Raw genomic sequence first — 19032 nt, forward strand, 5'->3', positions numbered from 1 at the left:
ACGGGGAGGATCGCGCCTCACCGTGCCCGGATGATCTCGCACCCGACGGCCGCGTCGGGATAGATGTCGGGCTTCGACGTCCGCACCGTCACGCGTTCGACGCGCGAGTCGGCGAGACACAGCGCGGCGATCGCCTCGCACAGCGTTTCCTGGAGGTGGAAGTGCCGCCCGGCGATCAGCGCATGGACACCGCTTCGAACGAAATCGTAATCGAGCACGGCGTCGATCCGGTCCTCGCTCGGCGGGGTCGGATAGACCACCTCCATCCGCACCGAGACGATCACACGCTGCGGTGCGGCGAGTTCTTCGGGGTGGATCCCGAGCCCCATCGTGACCTCTAGGCCCTCGAGGACTGTGGTGAAGCGGGCGGTCATGCGCGGTCCTCGAACATTACGTCGCGGTCGCGCTTGAGGAAACGCTGGCCGCAATCGACGAATACATTCTGCCCCTCCAACCCTTCGGCATCGAGCAGGAAACTGACCGCGCGCGCGATATCGCCGGGGTCGACCGGGCGTCGCAGCAGGTTCTTCGAGGCAGCGGCGACGAACTCCGCCTCGCTCTGGTCGGCGCTCGGCAACGACAGGCCCGGCGACACCGCATTGACGCGGATCCGAGGGCCGAGGCCTTGCGCCAGCATCGTCGTCGCGCCGGTGAGCGCGATCTTGCCGCAGCTGTACGAGAAGAAGTCGGGATTGAGGTTGGCGACCTTCTGGTCGAGGATGTTGACGACCGCGCCCGCATCGAGATCGTCTTGCGAGGCGAGCGCGCTCGCCAGCAACACCGGCGCAGCGAGATTGACCGCCGCGTGCGTGCGTAGCGATGCCGCGGTGATGTCGGGCGGGGTATCATAGTCGAACAGCGACGCGCTGTTGACGAGCCCGCACAGCGGCCCGCCGAATGCCGTGCGTGCGGCAGCGAGAAGCGCCCCGGGAACGCCCGGATCGGCGAGATCGCCCGACACCACGATCGCGCCGGGCAGCTCGGCGGCGAGTGCGTCGGCGTCGGCGCTCGAATGATGGTGATGGATCGCGACCCGCCACTCCTGCCCCGCAAGCTGCCGCGCGATCGTCGCGCCGAGCCGACGCGCCGCGCCGGTCACCAGAACGGTTCGCGCAGCGCTCATCCGCGCCCGATCAGCGCGAGCACTTCCTTGCGGCTGCGTTCGTCGTCGCGAAACACGCCCATCATCCGGCTCGTCACCATCGTCACGCCCGGCGTGCGCACGCCACGCGCGGTCATGCAAGCATGGCTCGCCTCGATCACCACTGCGACGCCGAGCGGTTTGAGGTTGGTCCAGATACAGTCGGCAACCTCTGCGGTCAGCCGCTCCTGCACTTGCAAGCGGCGCGCAAAGGCGTGGAGCACGCGTGCCAATTTGGAGATTCCCACGACATAATTGCCCGGCAGATAGGCGATGTGCGCCTTGCCGATGATCGGCGCCATGTGATGCTCGCAATGCGACTGGAAGGGGATGTCCTTGAGCAAGACGATCTCGTCATAGCCGCCGACTTCCTCGAACACGCGCGAGAGATGCTTGGCCGGATCGTCGGTATAACCGACGCAATATTCCTTCCACGCCCGCGCGACTCGCGCCGGCGTGTCGAGCAAACCCTCGCGCGTGGGATCGTCGCCCGTCCAGCGGATCAGCGTGCGGACCGCATCGGCAACCGCATCGGGCACCACAATCTTGCCGTCAGCGCCGACCTGTGTGCTGCCGAAATCTTCGTCTTTACGTCCGTCCACGCTGCTTCCTTCGCGATCCACCCATGCAATGACCGTACGGCGGCTTGGGTTCGCCGTACTGCAACATGGAAATAGTCCTTATTTGCAACTCTACCGGGCGGCTTGCGCCATTGCACGCCCCCGCCGTTAGGTAATTTAGCCCATTGACTATGCCTCGCCATTTAACGAACCTGATCTTCGAAAACCGTCATCCGGCACAGACTGGAGGCGGCAGAGACAGGGGATGCCATCATGAAGAAATTCGAACTGCTCGCTGCGTCGGCGTTGGTCTCGCTCTACGCGTGTCCCGCAGCGGCGCAAGATACAAGTGCAACGGCGCCAGCCCCGCAAAGCGCGCCGTCGCGACCGACGCCGAGCAGCGCCAGCCAGGACAGCAGCGACGACATCATCGTTACCGCCGCCAAGCGCGAGCAATCCTTGCAGGACGTGCCGATCTCGGTTTCCGTGACCAGCCAAGCGACGATCGAACGGGCGCAGATCAGGGATCTGATCGACCTGCAGTCGGTCGTTCCCTCGCTCAAAGTGCCGCAGCTCAACGCAACCGGGCAGACGAACTTCATCATTCGCGGCTTCGGCAACGGCAACGGCAATGACGGTATCGAAAGCTCGGTCGGCGTTTTCATCGATGGCGTCTATCGCTCGCGCACGTCGTCGGCGCTCGACGATTTGCCTGAGATCGAACGCGTCGAAGTGCTGCGCGGCCCGCAGTCGACACTGTTCGGCAAGAACGTTTCGGCCGGCGCGATCAGCATCACGACGCGGCGCCCATCCTTTGCATGGGGCGGCAAGGCCGAGGTTAGCATCGGCAATTACGGTCTGATCAACCCCAAGGCGACGATCACTGGACCGATCACCGACACGCTCGCTTTCCGGCTTTCGGGCAGCGTCAATCAGCGCGACGGGTATTTCAGAAATCTGACGACCGGTGCGAAGATCAATGACCGCGATCGCGCCTCGATCCGCGCCGACATTCTGTTCGAGCCGTCGTCGGACTTCTCGGTCCGCGTCATCGGCGACTACAACCTCGTCAAGGAAGTCTGCTGCGGCGTCACGTCGATCTTCAACGGGCCGCGTACCCTTGCGATCGGGGCGGCAGGGTTCGCGATCTCCGACACGACCAAGATCTTCGACCGCAACGTCATCTTCAACACCGACCCTAAAAATCGCCTGCAAGGTAAGGGCATTTCCGGTGAGATAGACTGGAACCTCGGGATCGCGAAACTGACCTCGATCACCGCGTATCGCGAGCAAGTGAATGAGTCGAACCAAGACATTGATTTCACCGGCGCCGATGTCTCGAACAACATCACGGCAAACAAGATCAAGACGTTCACGCAGGAAGTGCGGTTGACGTCAAACAGCGACGGCCCGTTCAGCTGGCTGCTCGGCGGCTTTTACCAGCACGAAAACGTCGACACTGGCCGCGACATCCGTTTCGGCAAGGACATCCGCACCTTCGTGAACGGGCTGACCGGCGGGCCTGGGGGACTTATCTTCGCGCTCGAATCGCTCCAGCGCGCCACCAACCCAGCAATCACCCCCGGCAGCTATTATTTCACGCAAGGCCAAGGGATCTCTGATCGCTACAAGCTCAAGCAGGACAGCTATTCGATCTTTGGCCAGGCAGACTATAAGATCACAGATCGTCTCACCATCACAGGCGGGCTCGCCTATCTCAACGATCGCAAGGCCGCGGTATCGAACGTCGTGCTCAACGACCGTTTCTCGCTTCTGAACCTTGAAAATGTTCCCGGTCTGGGCGTTCTCCCATTTGCCGCGCTGCCTGCATCGATCTCGGGCTGCCTGCTGCAAAAGGGCTTCAATCCGGCGACGACCGCAGGCAACGTGCCCGTCAATCTGTTTGGCGCATCGCTCGGCTCCTCGCTGCCGGGTCCAGGCAGCGCACCCTGCCCAGCCTCGCCCGCCGGACTCAATCCATTCGGCCTCAACGCTCTCCAGTTCTTCTACGGCAACAGCCCTGCGCACGCGCCGATCAACTTCCCCAACGCGACGGAATCGGGCATTCTCAAGGGTGACAAGGTCACCTATGCGGCTCGCGCGGCGTACAATTTCGGGGTCGTGAACGCCTATATCAGTTACTCGACCGGCTGGAAGGCGGGTGCCTTCAACCTGTCGTCGGACAGCCGCCCACCGCTCAACGGCGTCGGACGCACCGCAGCACCGGAGAATGTTACCGTTTACGAAGCCGGATTGAAGGCCAGGTTCAAGGGCGGCTATTTCAACGTCGCGGTCTTCAAGCAGACCATCAAGGGTTTCCAGTCAAACGCGTTCACCGGGCTGGGCTACAGCCTGGTCAATGCCGGCCAACAATCCGTCAAAGGGTTCGAGATCGACGCCGCGTACAAGCCAATCCCGTGGCTGTCGCTCAACGGCGCGGTGACCTATCTCGATCCGAAATATGACAGCTTCACAGGCGCGGCGTGCGTTTCGTACGACACGGTGCGGTGCCCGATCAATCCGCTGACCGGCCTCATTCCTAATTTCCGCAACCTCACCGGGACGAAGCCGACGGGCATTCCCGAGTGGAGCTCGTCGGTTTCGGCGGTCATCTCGCACACCTTCAGTCCGAGCGTCAGCGCCTATCTGCGCGGCGAATACGACTATACCAGCAAGTTCCAGCTCACCGATACGGTGCCACCAGCGCTCAACACCTATGGCCAGAACAACGTGAATGCGAGCCTTGGCTTCACCTTCGAGAAGGCCAAGCTCGAGGCGATGCTGTGGGTTCGCAATTTGACGAAGGACAACCAGTTGATCAGCGCGTTCCCGACGGTTGCACAGGATGGGAGCTACAGCGGCTATCCCAATCAGCCGCGGACCTATGGCTTGACGCTGCGCAAGGCGTTCTGATCGGTCGGTTGGAGCCCCCCGATGCAACCGAATGCCTGCGCCGTGCGCTGCATTGCTACAGACAAGGAGCGTAGCAATGACCGAACCAAAGAAGGGTGATCACGTCACCTGGAAATCGCACGGCGGCACGGCACACGGCGTGGTCGAGAAGAAGCAGACCAAACCGACCACGATCAAGGGGCACAAAGTCGCCGCAACACCCGAGAATCCCGAGTTCATTGTTAGGAGTGACAATGGCGGAAAGGCAGCGCACAAGAGCGCAGCGCTAACGAAGGCGTGAAACCGATGTCGGTTTTAACGGCACATCAGGAAGGACAATCTATGGCCAAGACCCCAACCGCAAAGAGCGACGCCCCCAAGACCGGCGGCATCTTTGCGCCCATCACGCCTTCGGCCGACCTCGCCGAGATCGTCGGCGCGGACAAGCTGCCGCGGAGCGAAGTGATCAGCAAGGTCTGGGCGTACATCAAGCAGCATGAGCTCCAGAACCCGGAGAACAAGCGCGAGATCGTCGCCGACGAAAAGCTGAAGAAGATCTTCGGCAAGGACCGGGTCACGATGTTCGAGATGAACAAGCATCTCGCTGGCCATATGAAGGCCTGAGCGCTTCCGCACAGTTTAGCACCATGGCACCGACACTCCTCACGGACTGTCGGTGTCTTGCGTTTGAGCGCCTTCGAATGATCGGCCTGCGATCGGGCAGAAACCGCGTCTTTGCGGCGATGGATCAGCCCGCGAGTTTTGCCGCCGCGTTCACGACAGCGCGCGCCGCGGTCGCCTCATTGGCTTCCGCCATCGCTTCCCACGCATAAGCCGACCGCTCGTGCATCTCGCGACGGTTGGCGAGCGTGGTCTTCTGCGCGGCTTCACGCTGCGCAGCGGCGTTGGCGCGGTAGGTTTCGCTGGGTGTCATAGGATTTCACGATTCCGCGGGCGGCGATCCGCCCGTCTCATTAGGTTGCGGCAAGCAAGGGTGGTCTGGCGTGCGTTCAGCTATCGCGGCGCTCCAAACCCCCGTCGGACGACAATGGTGCCCCCGAGTGGATTCGAACCACCGGCCTGCGGTTTAGGAAACCGTCGCTCTATCCACCTGAGCTACGGGGGCTCCGGGGATGTCCCTAGATTTGCAGCGCCCCCAGGTCAATCTCGATCACATCACAGCCCGTGCAGAGTTGAGTTGCACGCGGCCTGTCAGCGGTAGGCGTGAACGATCATGCGACGGGTTTTCAAGTCTGCTCGCGGCAACCACGAAACTGCATGAGGCTTGCCGGCAATCGTGACGTCGATCCGCGAAAAACCCAGGCGCTCGAGCAGCAAGCGCACCAGCGCGGGATTGGGCGCCCAGAAATTGGTCGGATCCCCGCCGAGCTCGTGGCTCTGGATGAAACGTGCCAACGGCGCCTTGGTATTGATCATCGTCGTCTCGGTTTCGACGACCAAATGATCGCGGCACATTGCCGCGGCCGCCTCGAGATGGCGGTAGATGTCGGTGACGTGATACAGGACGCCGAGGAACAGCACGACATCGAACTGACCGAACTTTTCGGGCGTCAGACCCAATGGCTCGACGTCGAACGAGCGGACCTTGGAGCCAAGCCGGGAATGAATGAAATCAAAGCCGTCCTTGGTGCCCCAGCCCGGCCCGGACCAGCAGAAATGATCGGTCGCCAGCACATCCGCGGCACCGCGTCGCTCAGCCTCGAACGAGAAATACCCATCCCAAGCGCCGATATCGAGCACGCTTTTGCCGGTCAGGTCATCGGGCAGGATCGCCGCGGCCTCGCGCCGGAGAATCGCTTCGGACTTATAGCCCTTGATCGATTCACCGTCGGGCAAGTCGAACGAATGAAACCATTGAATGCCATGCGCTACGCAATCAGCTAGATTCGCCACTTACGGTATTCCCTGCTATTATCGGTTACGTCGCGATAGGTTTCGAACGAGGTGCCAAGGCTCGCCGCATTGGCGGAGGATCGAGCCCGGCGGCCCCTGCGGTGCCGTTGGTCTGAACCATAGCTGCCGGGGCGGGGCAACCGCAAACTCGCTCTAACCAACGCTGCGCACGATGTTTGTATCACGGGCACGTCACCAAGCAGAACACGCCAGCCAGCGCCCGCAATAGGGCCAGCCGCACCCGACTGCCGTAACAAACCCGGTCAGTTCACCGATCGGGGCGGGACGACTGGCAGGGGTAGTGCGGCGATCGGGACGCCGTCGTCGATCAACGCCTTGGCCTCCGCTACCGTGGTTTCTCCGTGGATCGGTGTGGACGCCGTCTCCCCGACATGCATCGCACGCGCCTGGTCGGCAAAACCGCGTCCGACCCATTGCGAGGTTTCAAGCATTTGCGCCTGTGCAGAGGCCAGAGCGTGCAGCGCGGCCTTGATTGCTTGCGGCGTGGGTTGCGCTGGCGAATCCGGCTTGGTGACGGCGACCGCGCTGCGGCTATTCCCCTTGGCGCCGACGTTGGGCGCCATCACGGCCTTGGTCACCGTCCGATCGCCGCAGATCGGGCACGCCAGAAGGCCGCTTTCCTGCTGGTCCTCAAACGCGCGGCTCGACCCGAACCACGCCTCGAACACGTGCGTCTTCGAACAGCGCAAATCGAACACGATCACGCCGACGTGACCTCGGGGATCGGTCGACGGTGCGCGAGGACCGGAATCCGCGCTCGCACATCGGCGATACGGGCCGCGTCAATCTCGGCAAAACCGAGCCCCGCCGCGTCGCCCATGTCGAGGATCACCTCGCCCCATGGATCGACGACGAGCGAATGGCCGTAGGTCTCCCGTCCGTCCTGGTGCGTCCCGGTCTGTGCAGCGGCGACGACATAGGCGCCCGCCTCGATCGCGCGTGCGCGGAGCAGCACATGCCAGTGTGCGGCACCGGTCGGCCTGGTAAACGCCGCAGGCACCGCAAGCACCGTCGCGCCGGCGTTGCTCAACGCGCGATAGAGATCAGCAAAGCGAAGATCGTAGCAGATCGACAGGCCAAGCGCTCCTGCCGGCGTCTGCGCGACAACGGCGCCCGCGCCCGGGGCATAGCTCGCCGATTCGCGCCAGCTCTCCCCGCTCGGCAAATCGACGTCGAACAAATGAAGCTTGTCGTAACGCGCGCGGATCGCGCCGCTATCGTCGATCACGAATGCGCGGTTCGCGAGCCGGCCGTCAGCGCCAAGCACCGCAAGCGATCCAAGATGGACCCAAAGGCGATGCTCCGCCGCGGCCGATCGCACGGCCGACAGCACCGGGTCGTCCTCCTCGCGGCGGAGGTGCTGCGCCGCACGGCCGCGGTCCCGATCGACCAGCCCCGACATTTCCGGGGTGAACAGCATCGCCGCACCGGCCGCGCCGGCGTCCGCAACGGCCGATACGATCGTCCTGGCGTTGGCGGCGGGATCGATCCCGCTCGTCATCTGCGCCAGCGCGATCTTCATGCCGCCAGCAGCGCGTCCAGCTTGCCCGCGCGCTCGAGCGCGGCGAGATCGTCCGATCCGCCGACATGCTTCCCGTCGATGAAGATCTGCGGGACGGTGGTGCCGCCATTGGCACGTTCGAGCATTTCGGCACGCTTGGGGCCGCCCATCGTGATGTCGAACTCCTCGGGCGTGGCGCCCTTCGAGGCGAGCAGCTTCATCGCACGCGCGCAATAGGGACAGAAGGCTTTGGTATAGATTTCGATCTTTGGCATCGATCAAAGATGTGGACGCAAGGCGGTGTTGTCAATCAGCGAGCGTCGCGCGCGTCGTCGAGGACGCGAGCCCAGCACAGGATCGAGACCTTCGCAGCCCCCGCGCGCAAGAGGACGCGTACGCACGCAGCGGTGGTGGCGCCGCTGGTATAGATGTCGTCGATCAGGACGACCGTCTTGTCGCGCAGGCGGGCGCGCGGATCGACCACGCGAAACACCCCTGCAACCGCGCGCGAGCGTGCCTTGGCGCCCATACCGCGCAACGGCGGTGTGGCGCGCACGCGGCGGAGCAGAAGCGGATCGTTCGGCACGTCGCATGCAATCGTCAGCGCGTCCGCAATCAGCGCCGCCTGGTTGAAGCCGCGCGACCATAAGCGCCAGCGATGCAGCGGCACCGGGATCAGCAACGCCGCATCGGCGGGCATCAGCCGCGCCATCTGCCGCCCGACGGTCTCGGCGAGGGCGGTGCGGCCACCATATTTCAAGCGGAGCGCAACGGTGCGCGCGACCTCGCCATAGGCGACTGCGGCGTGGATGCCGGCATGGTCGGGCGGGTCGGCGAGGCACTGCGGACAGAATGCGTCGTCGCCGCGATCATAGGCGAACGGACCGTTGCATCCGGCGCACCAGGGCGGCGCGAGGAAGCGCAGCTTGCTCCAGCACTCGGCGCAGAATTGATGGTCGTCGCCCGTCACGCCGCCACATCCAGGGCAGCGCGGCGGAAGCGCGAAATCGGCGACGAAGCGCAAGGGGATAAGCCAGGGCGACACGCCGGCCCTTGTCGCGCGGCCTCGCCAGCGGCACAAGCGCGGCAATGAGTGTCCCCGATATCTTCGACCGCGATGCGCGCCGCCTTCGCCGCGACCGCGCCGCTCCCGGCTTTGCCGCGTTCGATTTCCTGCGCACGGCGATGCTCGACGGGATCACCGAGCGATTGGCGAGCGTGACGCACCGCTTCACCGACATGCTCGATCTCGGCTGCTTCGACGGCGCGCTGCAAGGCCCCGAAGGCGCGACCGTGACGCGCTGCGACGCGGGCGCGGCGTTCGCGGCGCGCGCAGGTGGCATACAGGCGGACGAGGACCGGCTCCCCTTTGCCGCCGGCGCGTTCGATCTGGTCGTCTCGGTGGGGGTGCTCGACAGCGTCAACGATCTGCCGGGTGCTTTGACGCTCGCGCGGCGTGCGCTGCGGCCCGATGGGCTGTTCCTCGCGGCGTTTTGCGGGATGGGTACGCTGTCGACGCTGCGCGCGGTCCTGCGCGAGGCCGAAGGCGATCGCCCCGCGGCGCGGATCCATCCGCAAATCGACGTGCGATCAGCGGGGGACTTGCTGATGCGCGCCGGCTTCGCGCTCCCGGTTGCCGATATCGAGCCGCTGAGCGTGCGCTATCGCGGCATCGGTGGGTTGCTCCGCGATCTGCGCGGGATGGGCGGCACCAACATCCTGCGCGACCGCACCCCGTTACGCCGCGACACCCTCGCGCGCGCGGCAGACCTGTTTGCGGCGCGCGCGGAGCCCGACGGCAAGACCGTCGAGCATTTCGATATCGTCTATCTTACCGGCTGGTCCCCTGCCCCGTCGCAACCCAAACCGGCGCGACGCGGCAGCGCGACCGCATCGATGGAGGGCGTGCTCGGGCGACCGGCCGGCAGCGCGCGCTCAGCCGATCATCCCGTCGCCAATCCCCTTGGCGAGCATCCGTCCGATCGCATCGAACAGTGAGTCCATCGCGACGGGCTTGAACAGCACTTCGTCGGCCCCCTCGGCAAGGCATCGCTCGCGCAGATCGACCGCGGTATCGGCGGTGAGGACGATGACCGGCAGATCGGCCTTTGCGTCGCCGCGCCCGCGGATGCGGCGCAATGTCTCAAAGCCATCCATCCCCGGCATGCGCAGGTCGAGCAACACGATCACGAAGTCTTGAGTGTCGATCAGCGCGAGACCGGCTTCGCCGCTCTCGGCACCAGTCATGGTTGCGCCCGCGACATCGAGCATGTCCTTCACAACACGGCGATTCATTGGGTCGTCTTCGATGAACAGAATATTCATCACACCATTGCCAAGCGATTAAAGGGGTAGGACACATACGACATTACGGAATCTCTATTTCATGCCGCTTGAGTGACACGGGTGAATACGGTGCGACTATCATCGGGGGCGCTGTCGAACAACACCGCCGCAAGCGCAACGCCCGCGATCGGTTTGGCGACAAGCTGATTGATCCCTGCGACGGAAAAACGGACACGGTGCGCTTCATCGGGTGCAGGCCACAACAATGTTGTCCGTACGGGACAGCTACCGAGCATGGCAAGCGCCGCATCGAGATCCGGCTCGGCCGTGATCGTGCCGTCATCGATCAGCACATGGGCGACACCGCCCTCCCCGATCCGGGCGACCGCTTCGTCAACCGACGACGCGAACACGATCTCGCCCGCGCGCGCGGCGAGCACGGCGCGCAACATGCTTCGCGAAATGGGGTTGCGGTCGAGAATGAGGAGCGCGGTCGCCTCCACGGCCGGATCCACCGCGACCGCCGCGGGGGCTGCAGCCAGTCGTAACGGCAGTTCGAGCGTGAAGGTCGAGCCACTTCCGACTGTGCTCGTGACGCCGATCGCGCCGTCCATCGCCTCGGCCAGGTTCAGACAGATGGCAAGGCCAAGACCCGTGCCGCCGAATTGCCGCGTCGTGCCCGCATCGACCTGTCGGAACGATTCGAAGATGATGCCGAGCTTGTCGGCGGGAATGCCGATCCCGCTGTCGGTGACCGCGATCGCCAGAACCGAATCGCGCGCTGATGCGGCAAGCCGGATTTCACCCGCCGCGGTGAACTTCAGCGCATTCGACAACAGGTTGAAGGCGATCTGCCGCACGCGCGCGGCGTCACCGACCACGTGATCGGGGCAACCGTCGAGGTCGAGCACGAAGCGCACGCCCTTAGCACGCGCTTGCTCCTCCCACAGCCGGGAGACGTCGCGCAGCGTAGCCTTGAGATCGTACGGCACGTCTTCGAGCGTGAGGTTGCCGGTTTCCATCTTCGCCACATCGAGAATATCGTCGACGAGGGCCCGCATCGAGACGCCCGCACCGTGGACGACGCCGATCCGGTCCCGCAACGAATCGGTTAGCGTGCGGTCGGCAAGCATCACCTGGGTCATGCCGAGGATGCCGTTGAGCGGCGTGCGAATCTCATGGCTGGTCGTCGCGAGAAACTCGGTCTTGGCGGCGAGCGCCTTGGCGAGCGCGGCATTGGTCTTGGCAAGGTCGACGTTGGCAGCGCGCACCTCGTTGCGGCTGCGGCGGATCGTGATCAAGCCGAAAGCGAGCATCGCCATGATGATCAGCGTCGCGACCGCGGCGCCACCGAAGATCGTTTGCTGAGTGCGGGCACGCAGCTTCGCATCGTCGATGTTGCGCTGCAGTTGCGCGCGCCGGAGCTTCTCGAGGTTGAGTTCCTGGCTCGCAAAATCGAACCGCGCGGCGGCGAGCGCGGTGTTGGCCGAAGCGGCCAGCTCGGACGTCTTGTCGTCGAGCGCCTTGAGCGCCTCGAGATGGATCAGCGCCTGCGCCTGATTCCCGGCCTGTTTGAAGATATCATAAGCGGTCTGATGCGCCTCGCGAACGTCGAGCGTGGGTGCTTTGGGATCGACATTGACGAGGGCGCGCGTGATCAATCGTTCGGAGAGCGTCAAATGGTCGCGTAATCGAGCGGACCAAGCGGAGAGCACCAGGAATTGATTGCGATCGGCGAGCGCTTCCGCACCACGCGATAATTCCGCACCCTGCGCAATCGTCTTGTCCGCGGCACGCACTTGCCCCTCGAGGAGCTCAACGCGGGCTATGTTCCGCAATGTTTTAGCGGTGAGCAAAGAACTCTTAAGACTGCGAGTGATAATCAGCGTAGTCTGGAACTCGGCCAAAGCACTCTTGAATCGACCCAGTTCCTTTAAAGCATTACCACGATTATTGTGGATTGAGTAAAGTAGCTGCGGGTCACCGTCAAATACGTCTAGAGCCTGGCCGTAATACCTCAGTGCAGTTTGGTTGTCATTTGCCTCTTGATATAGAATTCCGATACAAATCAAGGCAATAGAACGGCTTCGCGTCTCGCCAACTTCGTGAAAAATCTGGTGAGCTCGTTGATAAGACGATAAGGCACCTGCCACATCCGCCGTCGATGTCTGCAAACCGCCCTTGGAAAGCAGTAAATCACCATTTAATTTGGTGACAGGCCCTGCAGTTGAAACAAGCGCTATCGCACGATCGATGAGGGGTGTCGCTCGGCCGCTTTCATTGAGTTGGAGATAGGCTTCGCCCTGCAACCATAGCGCGGTCGCGACTCCAATCGCTCGGTTGCGCCCACTCTTGCGGGAAGCCAGCGCCTCTGCCCGTCTCGCAAGTTCGATAGCTTGCGCGGGAGCGACGACCATCTTGGATTTAGCTTCTGCTGTCAAAGCCTCAAAGCTAGCGGACGTAGATTGAAGATCACGAGCGCCAGCCTGATGAGCGACGAAACCAGCAGCAATCGCCACCGCTACCAAAATCGCAATCGCGCGTAGGAAGGGCCGCCACATTATCAGTATGATATTATATGAAGTGTTAAAAGCGCGCTAACTTCTAAATTTTGAAGGTTCAGGCACTTTTCCAGAACGCTGCCGAACGCTGGAACATCGACTTGCGCGGATCCTCCGCCGGGCGCTCGCGGTAATCGTGGAGGAAGCGCCGAAAGGCATCAATCGAGACCGGGCGGCTGATCAGATATCCCTGGATCATGTCGCACCCCATCACCGATAGGAGCGCCATCGCCGCTTGGGTCTCGACGCCTTCGGCCGTCACTTCCATGTCGAGCGCATGCGCGAGGTCGATCGACGACCGCACGATCAAGGGATCGCGATTGCTGCTGGTCAATTGCAAGACAAACATCTTGTCGATCTTGAGCTCGCGCGCCGGCAGCTGCTTGAGATAGGCGAGCGACGAAAGCCCCGCCCCATAATCGTCGATCGCAATGACAATGCCTTGATCAGCCAGAATCTGCAGATTGGCGATGGCGCATTCCGGATCGCGAATGACGGCGGTCTCGGTGATCTCAAAGCCGATCTTGACGCCGCCTTCGCGCACTGCTGCGCATGCCGTTTCGACGAAATGCTTGTCGCCGAGCAACTGGCCGGAAATGTTGATGAAGATCGTCAGGTCATGGCCGTCGGCGGCGAGCACGCGCTGGTCGCGGATCACCTCATCGATCGTCCAAAGCGTCAGTGCGGAAATTTGCCGAGCTTCCTCGGCGACCGTGATGAAGTCACCGGGCAGGATCAATCCGCGAGTCGGGTGCTGCCAGCGAACCAGTGCCTCGGCGCTGGTGATTTCCTGCTTACGAACATGCACCTTGGGCTGATACTGGAGGAACATCTCGCCACCGGCGATGGCACGCGGCAGCTCGCGCGTCAGTGTCAGCCGATCGAACGCGGCAGTGCCCGCCGACAGATCGCGCAGGACGGTGTCCTGATCGGCATGGGTATCGTCGAGCGCCCCTTCGGCTTCTTCGACCAAGCGGACGTCTTCGGTCGTACCACGCGGCGCCCCGGCTGCCCCCACCAAAATCTCGAAAGCGTGCAATTCGGTGTCGATGTCGAACGGTCGCGCCGTTGCCTCTCGCAACTTTGCAACAGCAGCTTCAAGCGCTCCGAAGCCATCACCGATAAACGCCACTTCGATCGTAGCACGACCAATCGCCAGGCTCGACGCCTCGGGCAACGCCACCGCAATACGCGCCTCGAGTTCGCGCGCGAGGTCTTCGGCGCGGGTTGGCCCGAGATGACGGCGCAGCGCGGCAAAATTTCCGATCTGGACGAGGCACACGAACTGCCATGCACCGATCCGGACAGGCGCCGCGCCGCGTTGCAGACCACGTTTTACGTTGGTGCGGCGCGAGGGTGCGACGCTGGCCACGGTAGTGGCGCCATCGGCAGCACCGCGTGGCGATGAACCCCGGGCCGGACGCCGGGGAGGAAGGTGAGGTTGCAGGATGCGCGCCATGACACTGGGCTAACCGCCAGAATTGAAAGAACAGTTAAGGCACACCCGGAACGAGGCCGACCGGGCAAAGTCTGATTGATTCATCGTTAACAGTGCATTAAGGATGTTTTGCATCCAACTGGATGCGTATGGGAGAAAAGTAATGTTGCGTTTTATCCTCGCGATGATCTACGGCGAAAACGCTCGCCCCTTCTAAACCTCGTTCCGACCCGACACGAACGAAATCAGGTCCTTTTTGGAGCGAGTTATCGGCAGTGTCGGGTCATCTCTTCCTAGACCTCATATTCGAAGTTAAGATTGCCCAATATAAAACTGCGTACCCGATGATCGTTTCTGATCTGGCGGACGCACTAGATTTCAGTTCGGCCGACACTTCGGCCAACAAATAATTTTTTGTGGCGTTTAACGCAACGCCTCTATCAACCGCCGCATAAACGCTGCGCCGCGCTCGAATTGAGCGACCTCCAGATACTCATCCGCTTGATGCGCCTGCTCGATCGAGCCCGGCCCGCAGATGATCGTCGAAAATCCCGCACCCTGAAATTGCCCGGCCTCGGCTGCATAGGGCACGACACGCGCCGGACCATTGTCTCCAGCCAGGCGCCGCGCCAGCGTTTCGGCCGCACCACCGGCCTCGGGCGCGAACGAAGGCGTTGCGGAGCGACGCGCGACAACGACACCGGCGTCGGCAAACCGCGCCTTGAGCGCCTGATCTTCCTGCGCGCAGGCGGCAAGGAACGGCGCGATGATCGTATCCGGATCCTGCCCCGGGGGCGTCCGCAGATCGAAGGTGAAGCCGCACTCGCGCGCCAGGATGTTCACCGCAGTCCCACCCTGCATCAGGCCGATCGTGAGGGTCGCATGCGGGGGGTGATAGAGCGATTCGGGATCGGGATGCCGCTCGAACGATTCGGCCAGGAGGCGCAACTGGGCCATGAGCCCAATCGCGACCATATTGGCCGAGACTCCGAGGTGCGTCAGGCTCGAGTGCGCCTCGTGCCCCGTCACCGTCACGCGCCAAGTCGAGATGCCCTTATGGCCGCTCACGACCTCCATATCGGTCGGCTCGCCGACGATGACGGCGATTGGCGCCGGCAGCTCGGCCACCAGCGCGCGGATCATCGACGGCGCGCCGAGGCAGCCGACCTCCTCGTCATAGGAGAACGCCAGATGCAGCGGCCGAGCGGTTTCGCCGCGCGCAAAGGCCGGGACCGCCGCCAAAGCCAGCGCGAGAAAGCCCTTCATGTCGCATGTCCCGCGACCGTACAGCCGCTCGCCGCGGCGTGTCAGCGTGAACGGATCGCTCGCCCACGCCTGCCCGTCGACGGGGACGACATCGGTGTGCCCTGACAGCACCACCCCGCCCGGCACGGCCGGCCCGACCGTTGCGTAGAGATTGGCCTTCGAACCATCGGCATTCGCGACGCGACGCGACTCAACGCCGAGGCCACCGAGGTACGCCTCGACATATTCGATCAGCCGAAGGTTCGAATCACGCGAAGTGGTGTCGAAACCGATCAGCGCTTCGAGATGCGTAAGCGCGGCGGTTTGCAGGTCGTCGGAGAGGTCCATCGGCCAATCCTAGGCGTCCCGCGCACCGCTGCCAATCACCCGGCCTTGGCTTCCTCCCAGCCCCCGCCGATCGCCTTGAACAACGCCGCCGTGTCCTGCCGCAACTGCGCGTCGCTCGCGACGAGTTGCTCGCGCGCGCTGAGCACGGTGACTTGCGCGTCGATCAGCGCGTTCTGCGCAACGAACCCTGCGCTATATTGCGCATAGACCGCATGGTTGGTCGCTTCCGCATCGGCGACCGCGCGACGCAATGCCGCGTTGCGCCGTCGCTCGGCGTCGATCCGCGCGAGCGGATCCTCGACATCGCGCAACGCGCCAAGCACCGTTGCCTGATATTGGAGATACGCCTGTTCGCGGTCCTCCTTGCGGACGCCGACCGTCGCGCGACGCCGGCCCCAGTCGAGCAGCGGAAACGTCACGCCGCCGACGCCCGTTGCCTGAATGCTGTCGCGCGAGAACAGCGAGGCGAGCGACGTCGACAGGAGCTCCGCCATCCCGGTGAGTTTGAACTTGGGATACAGATCGGCCACCGCGACACCGATATCGGCGGTCGACGCCGCGAGATTGCGCTCGGCCATGCGGATATCGGGACGCCGTCGCAGCAAATCCGATGGCAGCCCTGCCGGCACGACGGGCATGGCCTGCAATGGCGGTAACGGCGCGGTCAGCTCGGCGGTCAGGCTTTCGGGTTGCGCGCCGAGCAGGATACCCAGCGCGTGGATGCGGACGCGCACGTCCGCGCGCAGCGGCTCGAGCCGCGCTTCGAGCGTGGTAATCTGCTGCTGTTGACGCGTCACGTCGATCTGCGGCGAGAGCCCGACCTTGGCGACATTGCCCGCGATCTGCAGCGATCGACGCTGTCGCCCGAGTTCGTCCTCGACCACTGAGATCTGCGCTTGATCGAGCCGCATCGCGAAATAGGCCTGCGCCACTTCAGCACCGAGCGTGACCGCGGCATCGCGTTGCGACCAGATCGCGGCGTCGGTGCGCGCCAGAGCGCCCTCGACGCTCCGCCGCCCACCGCCGAACAGATCGATCTCCCAGCTCGCATCGAAGCCTGCGGCATAGGTGGTGATCCCGCTGCCCGGCAGCGCGATTCCCCCCGAACTGCCCGAGCCCCCTGCGCCGCCGCCCGAGAACAGGCTGGCGAGCGAGGAGAAGCCGGCATTCTTGCTGAACTCGACATGCGTCACATTGCCCGTCGCATCGACCGTCGGCTTGCCGATCGCGTGCGCCGCGATTTCCTGCAGCCGGGCCTGGCGGACGCGCGAGCCGGCGATCGCGATGTTCGGACTGTCCTTCAGCGCGCGCTCGACGAGCGAGGTCAGTGTCGGATCGCCGAACGCGGTCCACCAATGGGCCGGGTCGATCGTCGCGCCGGGAGCGGTGGCTTGCGGCTCGCTGAAGGCGGGCGGCACCGCCATTTCGGGCGCGTGATAGTTCGGGCCGACGGTGCAGCCGGCGAGCAGAGTCGCGCCCAGCAGCGCAGTCGTGACGAGAGAGCGGGTCAATGGGCCATGCCTCCACCGGAGCCACCGGACTTGCCGGAGCGCATAAAGAAGACGACCGGGGCTATGCAGAGCACCACGATCATCAGGGAATGAAAGACGTCGAGGAACGCCAGCATCCACGCCTGGCGCTGCACCGTCTGATAGAGCACCGCGAGCGGCGTCGTCGTCGGATCCCCTACCCCGCCAAACGCGCCCCCCGCCTTGGCGAGCCACTCGTTGTAATTGGGGTTGAGCGGGCTCAGGCCGTTGACCAGTTCCGACTGATGACGCTGCAAGCCCGACGCCAGCAGCGTCTGCGACGCCGAGATGCCGATCGACCCGCCAAGATTGCGCGCGACGTTGAGCATGCTCGACGCTTGCGCGGTCTTGTTCTGCGGCAGCCCGACATAGGCGACCGCGCTGATCGGGACGAACAGGAACGGCAGCCCCATCGCCTGATAGAGCCGCGCAACGCCGGCATCGAGGAACGTGATGTCGGCATTGAGGTGCGTCATATTCCACAGCGCGAAAGCCTGGACGAGCAGCGCCGGGAAGAGCAGCAGCCGGACATCGACGACGCCCGACAGCCGACCGGCGAACGGCACCATCACGAGCGTCGCCACCCCGCCGAACGTCAATGCGAGCCCTGCCTGGAACGACGTGTAGCCCAGCACCTGCTGCAACATCTGCGGAATCAGCTGCGTCGTGCCGAACAGGATCATGCCGGTCACACCCATCACCAGCAGCGTTAGCGAGAAATTGCGGTTCTTGAGCAATTTCAAGTCGAGCACGGGCTCGGGGTGGTTGGTTTCCCAGAAGGCGAGCGCGATCAACGACAACGCCGAGATCGTCGCGGTGGTGATGATCAGACCGCTCGAAAACCAGTCCTCGCGCTCGCCGCGATCGAGTGTCAGCTCGAAGAAGCCGAGACCGAGCGCAATCAGCAGGATGCCGATATAATCGACACGGATGCCGCGCTTGAGCAACTTGGCGCGATCGTCCTTGATCGCCTTCGGCTCGTCGACGAACAGATTGACGAGGAAGAGCGACACGATGCCGATCGGCACGTTGATCAGGAACACCCAATGCCAGCTCGAATTCTCGGTGATATAGCCGCCGAGCGTTGGCCCGAGCACTGGTCCCACCACCACCACGATCGCGAACGCCGCAAACGCCATCCCGCGCAGTCGGGGCGGAAAGGTATCGGCAAGCATCGATTGCTCGACCGGCGCGAGGCCGCCACCGCCGATCCCTTGCAGCACACGCGCGATGACGAGCGTCGACAGGTTCGGCGCCAGGCCGCACATCAGCGACGACAGGGTGAACAGACCGATCGAAATCATGAAATAGCGTTTCCGCCCGATCACGTCGGACAGCCAGCCGCTGATCGGGATGATGATCGCATTGGCAACAAGGTAACTGGTCAGCACCCACGTCGCCTGGTCGTTGGACACCGACAGGCCGCCGGCGATGTGATCGAGCGCGACGTTCGCGATCGAGGTGTCGAGCACCTCCATGAAGGTCGGGATCGAGATGATCGCGACGATCAGCCACGGGCTGTAGCTGCCCGCCGCCGATCGTGTCGGATCCCATCCATCCGCGCGTTTCCCGATCTTTGCCGGGGCGGCGGCCATC

The 19032-nt window shown here is 63.6% G+C and carries 19 protein-coding genes and 1 tRNA gene; 4 read left to right on the forward strand and 16 right to left on the reverse strand.

The window, feature by feature from the left end:
• Positions 1-17: 17 nt before the first annotated feature.
• Genes E2E30_RS07765 through folE form a run of 3 tightly spaced genes read right to left on the reverse strand, consistent with a single transcriptional unit; the run spans position 18 to position 1743 of the window.
• Positions 18-374, reverse strand: a complete 357-nt coding sequence (locus E2E30_RS07765) for a dihydroneopterin aldolase (protein WP_133188773.1) — start codon at positions 372-374, stop codon at positions 18-20.
• Positions 371-1123 carry an SDR family oxidoreductase gene (locus E2E30_RS07770; RefSeq protein WP_133188775.1) on the reverse strand — a complete coding sequence of 251 codons (753 nt, stop codon included), beginning with the start codon at positions 1121-1123 and terminating at the stop codon, positions 371-373. The genes E2E30_RS07765 and E2E30_RS07770 overlap by 4 nt, the downstream gene beginning before the upstream one ends.
• Entirely contained in the window at positions 1120-1743 is a 624-nt protein-coding gene (gene folE, locus E2E30_RS07775) for a GTP cyclohydrolase I FolE (protein WP_133188777.1), read from the reverse strand. The genes E2E30_RS07770 and folE overlap by 4 nt, the downstream gene beginning before the upstream one ends.
• 231 nt (positions 1744-1974) lie before the next feature.
• Here folE and E2E30_RS07780 point away from each other — a divergent pair, with 231 nt between their 5' ends.
• From E2E30_RS07780 to E2E30_RS07790, 3 genes are all read left to right on the forward strand, one after another.
• On the forward strand, positions 1975-4614 hold the full coding sequence (locus tag E2E30_RS07780) for a TonB-dependent receptor (protein ID WP_133188779.1): 2640 nt from the start codon (positions 1975-1977) through the stop codon (positions 4612-4614).
• A 76-nt stretch (positions 4615-4690) separates the two neighbouring features.
• Positions 4691-4894, forward strand: coding sequence for a DUF2945 domain-containing protein (locus E2E30_RS07785; RefSeq protein WP_133188781.1), 204 nt, complete (start codon positions 4691-4693; stop codon positions 4892-4894).
• 41 nt (positions 4895-4935) lie between these two features.
• Positions 4936-5217 carry an SWIB/MDM2 domain-containing protein gene (locus E2E30_RS07790; protein ID WP_133188783.1) on the forward strand — a complete coding sequence of 94 codons (282 nt, stop codon included), beginning with the start codon at positions 4936-4938 and terminating at the stop codon, positions 5215-5217.
• A gap of 124 nt (positions 5218-5341) precedes the next feature.
• Here the strand turns inward: E2E30_RS07790 and E2E30_RS07795 are convergent, their stop codons facing one another.
• The 7 genes from E2E30_RS07795 to E2E30_RS07825 form a co-directional block, all read right to left on the reverse strand.
• The gene (locus E2E30_RS07795) at positions 5342-5527 is read right to left on the reverse strand and encodes a hypothetical protein (protein ID WP_010186188.1); all 186 of its coding nucleotides are present in this window, start codon (positions 5525-5527) and stop codon (positions 5342-5344) included.
• A gap of 115 nt (positions 5528-5642) precedes the next feature.
• A tRNA-Arg gene (locus tag E2E30_RS07800) sits at positions 5643-5719 on the reverse strand.
• A gap of 86 nt (positions 5720-5805) precedes the next feature.
• Positions 5806-6507 (reverse strand): class I SAM-dependent methyltransferase, encoded by a 702-nt coding sequence (locus tag E2E30_RS07805; RefSeq protein WP_133188785.1) that lies wholly within the window; start codon positions 6505-6507, stop codon positions 5806-5808.
• 263 nt (positions 6508-6770) lie between these two features.
• Positions 6771-7232, reverse strand: coding sequence for a DUF1178 family protein (locus E2E30_RS07810; RefSeq protein ID WP_133188787.1), 462 nt, complete (start codon positions 7230-7232; stop codon positions 6771-6773).
• Complete coding sequence (locus E2E30_RS07815) at positions 7229-8050, reverse strand: carbon-nitrogen hydrolase family protein (RefSeq protein WP_133188789.1); 822 nt, start codon at positions 8048-8050, stop codon at positions 7229-7231. Before E2E30_RS07815 ends, E2E30_RS07810 begins: the two co-directional genes overlap by 4 nt.
• Positions 8047-8304 carry a glutaredoxin 3 gene (gene grxC / locus E2E30_RS07820; RefSeq protein WP_133188791.1) on the reverse strand — a complete coding sequence of 86 codons (258 nt, stop codon included), beginning with the start codon at positions 8302-8304 and terminating at the stop codon, positions 8047-8049. The genes E2E30_RS07815 and grxC overlap by 4 nt, the downstream gene beginning before the upstream one ends.
• A 35-nt stretch (positions 8305-8339) precedes the next feature.
• Positions 8340-9074 carry a ComF family protein gene (locus E2E30_RS07825; RefSeq protein WP_133188793.1) on the reverse strand — a complete coding sequence of 245 codons (735 nt, stop codon included), beginning with the start codon at positions 9072-9074 and terminating at the stop codon, positions 8340-8342.
• A 44-nt stretch (positions 9075-9118) separates the two neighbouring features.
• On the opposite strand from E2E30_RS07825, the gene E2E30_RS07830 reads away from it, so the two are divergent.
• Positions 9119-10027, forward strand: coding sequence for a methyltransferase domain-containing protein (locus tag E2E30_RS07830; RefSeq protein WP_206365659.1), 909 nt, complete (start codon positions 9119-9121; stop codon positions 10025-10027).
• Here the strand turns inward: E2E30_RS07830 and E2E30_RS07835 are convergent.
• From E2E30_RS07835 to E2E30_RS07860, 6 genes are all read right to left on the reverse strand, one after another.
• Positions 9965-10354, reverse strand: coding sequence for a response regulator (locus E2E30_RS07835; protein WP_133188797.1), 390 nt, complete (start codon positions 10352-10354; stop codon positions 9965-9967). The genes E2E30_RS07830 and E2E30_RS07835 overlap by 63 nt on opposite strands.
• Before the next feature lie 59 nt (positions 10355-10413).
• Positions 10414-12876 carry an ATP-binding protein gene (locus tag E2E30_RS07840; protein WP_133188799.1) on the reverse strand — a complete coding sequence of 821 codons (2463 nt, stop codon included), beginning with the start codon at positions 12874-12876 and terminating at the stop codon, positions 10414-10416.
• Between the two features lie 58 nt (positions 12877-12934).
• Positions 12935-14335 (reverse strand): EAL domain-containing protein, encoded by a 1401-nt coding sequence (locus E2E30_RS07845; RefSeq protein ID WP_240699070.1) that lies wholly within the window; start codon positions 14333-14335, stop codon positions 12935-12937.
• 402 nt (positions 14336-14737) lie between these two features.
• Positions 14738-15907: an acetylornithine deacetylase gene (gene argE, locus E2E30_RS07850; RefSeq protein WP_133188801.1), complete on the reverse strand. Its 1170-nt coding sequence runs from the start codon at positions 15905-15907 to the stop codon at positions 14738-14740.
• Between the two features lie 35 nt (positions 15908-15942).
• Complete coding sequence (locus E2E30_RS07855; protein WP_133188803.1) at positions 15943-17418, reverse strand: efflux transporter outer membrane subunit; 1476 nt, start codon at positions 17416-17418, stop codon at positions 15943-15945.
• Positions 17415-19031: a DHA2 family efflux MFS transporter permease subunit gene (locus E2E30_RS07860; RefSeq protein WP_133188805.1), complete on the reverse strand. Its 1617-nt coding sequence runs from the start codon at positions 19029-19031 to the stop codon at positions 17415-17417. The genes E2E30_RS07855 and E2E30_RS07860 overlap by 4 nt, the downstream gene beginning before the upstream one ends.
• Position 19032: the final 1 nt, after the last annotated feature.

Origin of the sequence: Sphingomonas sp. AAP5 (assembly GCF_004354345.1) — a bacterium.
Lineage (GTDB): Bacteria > Pseudomonadota > Alphaproteobacteria > Sphingomonadales > Sphingomonadaceae > Sphingomonas > Sphingomonas glacialis.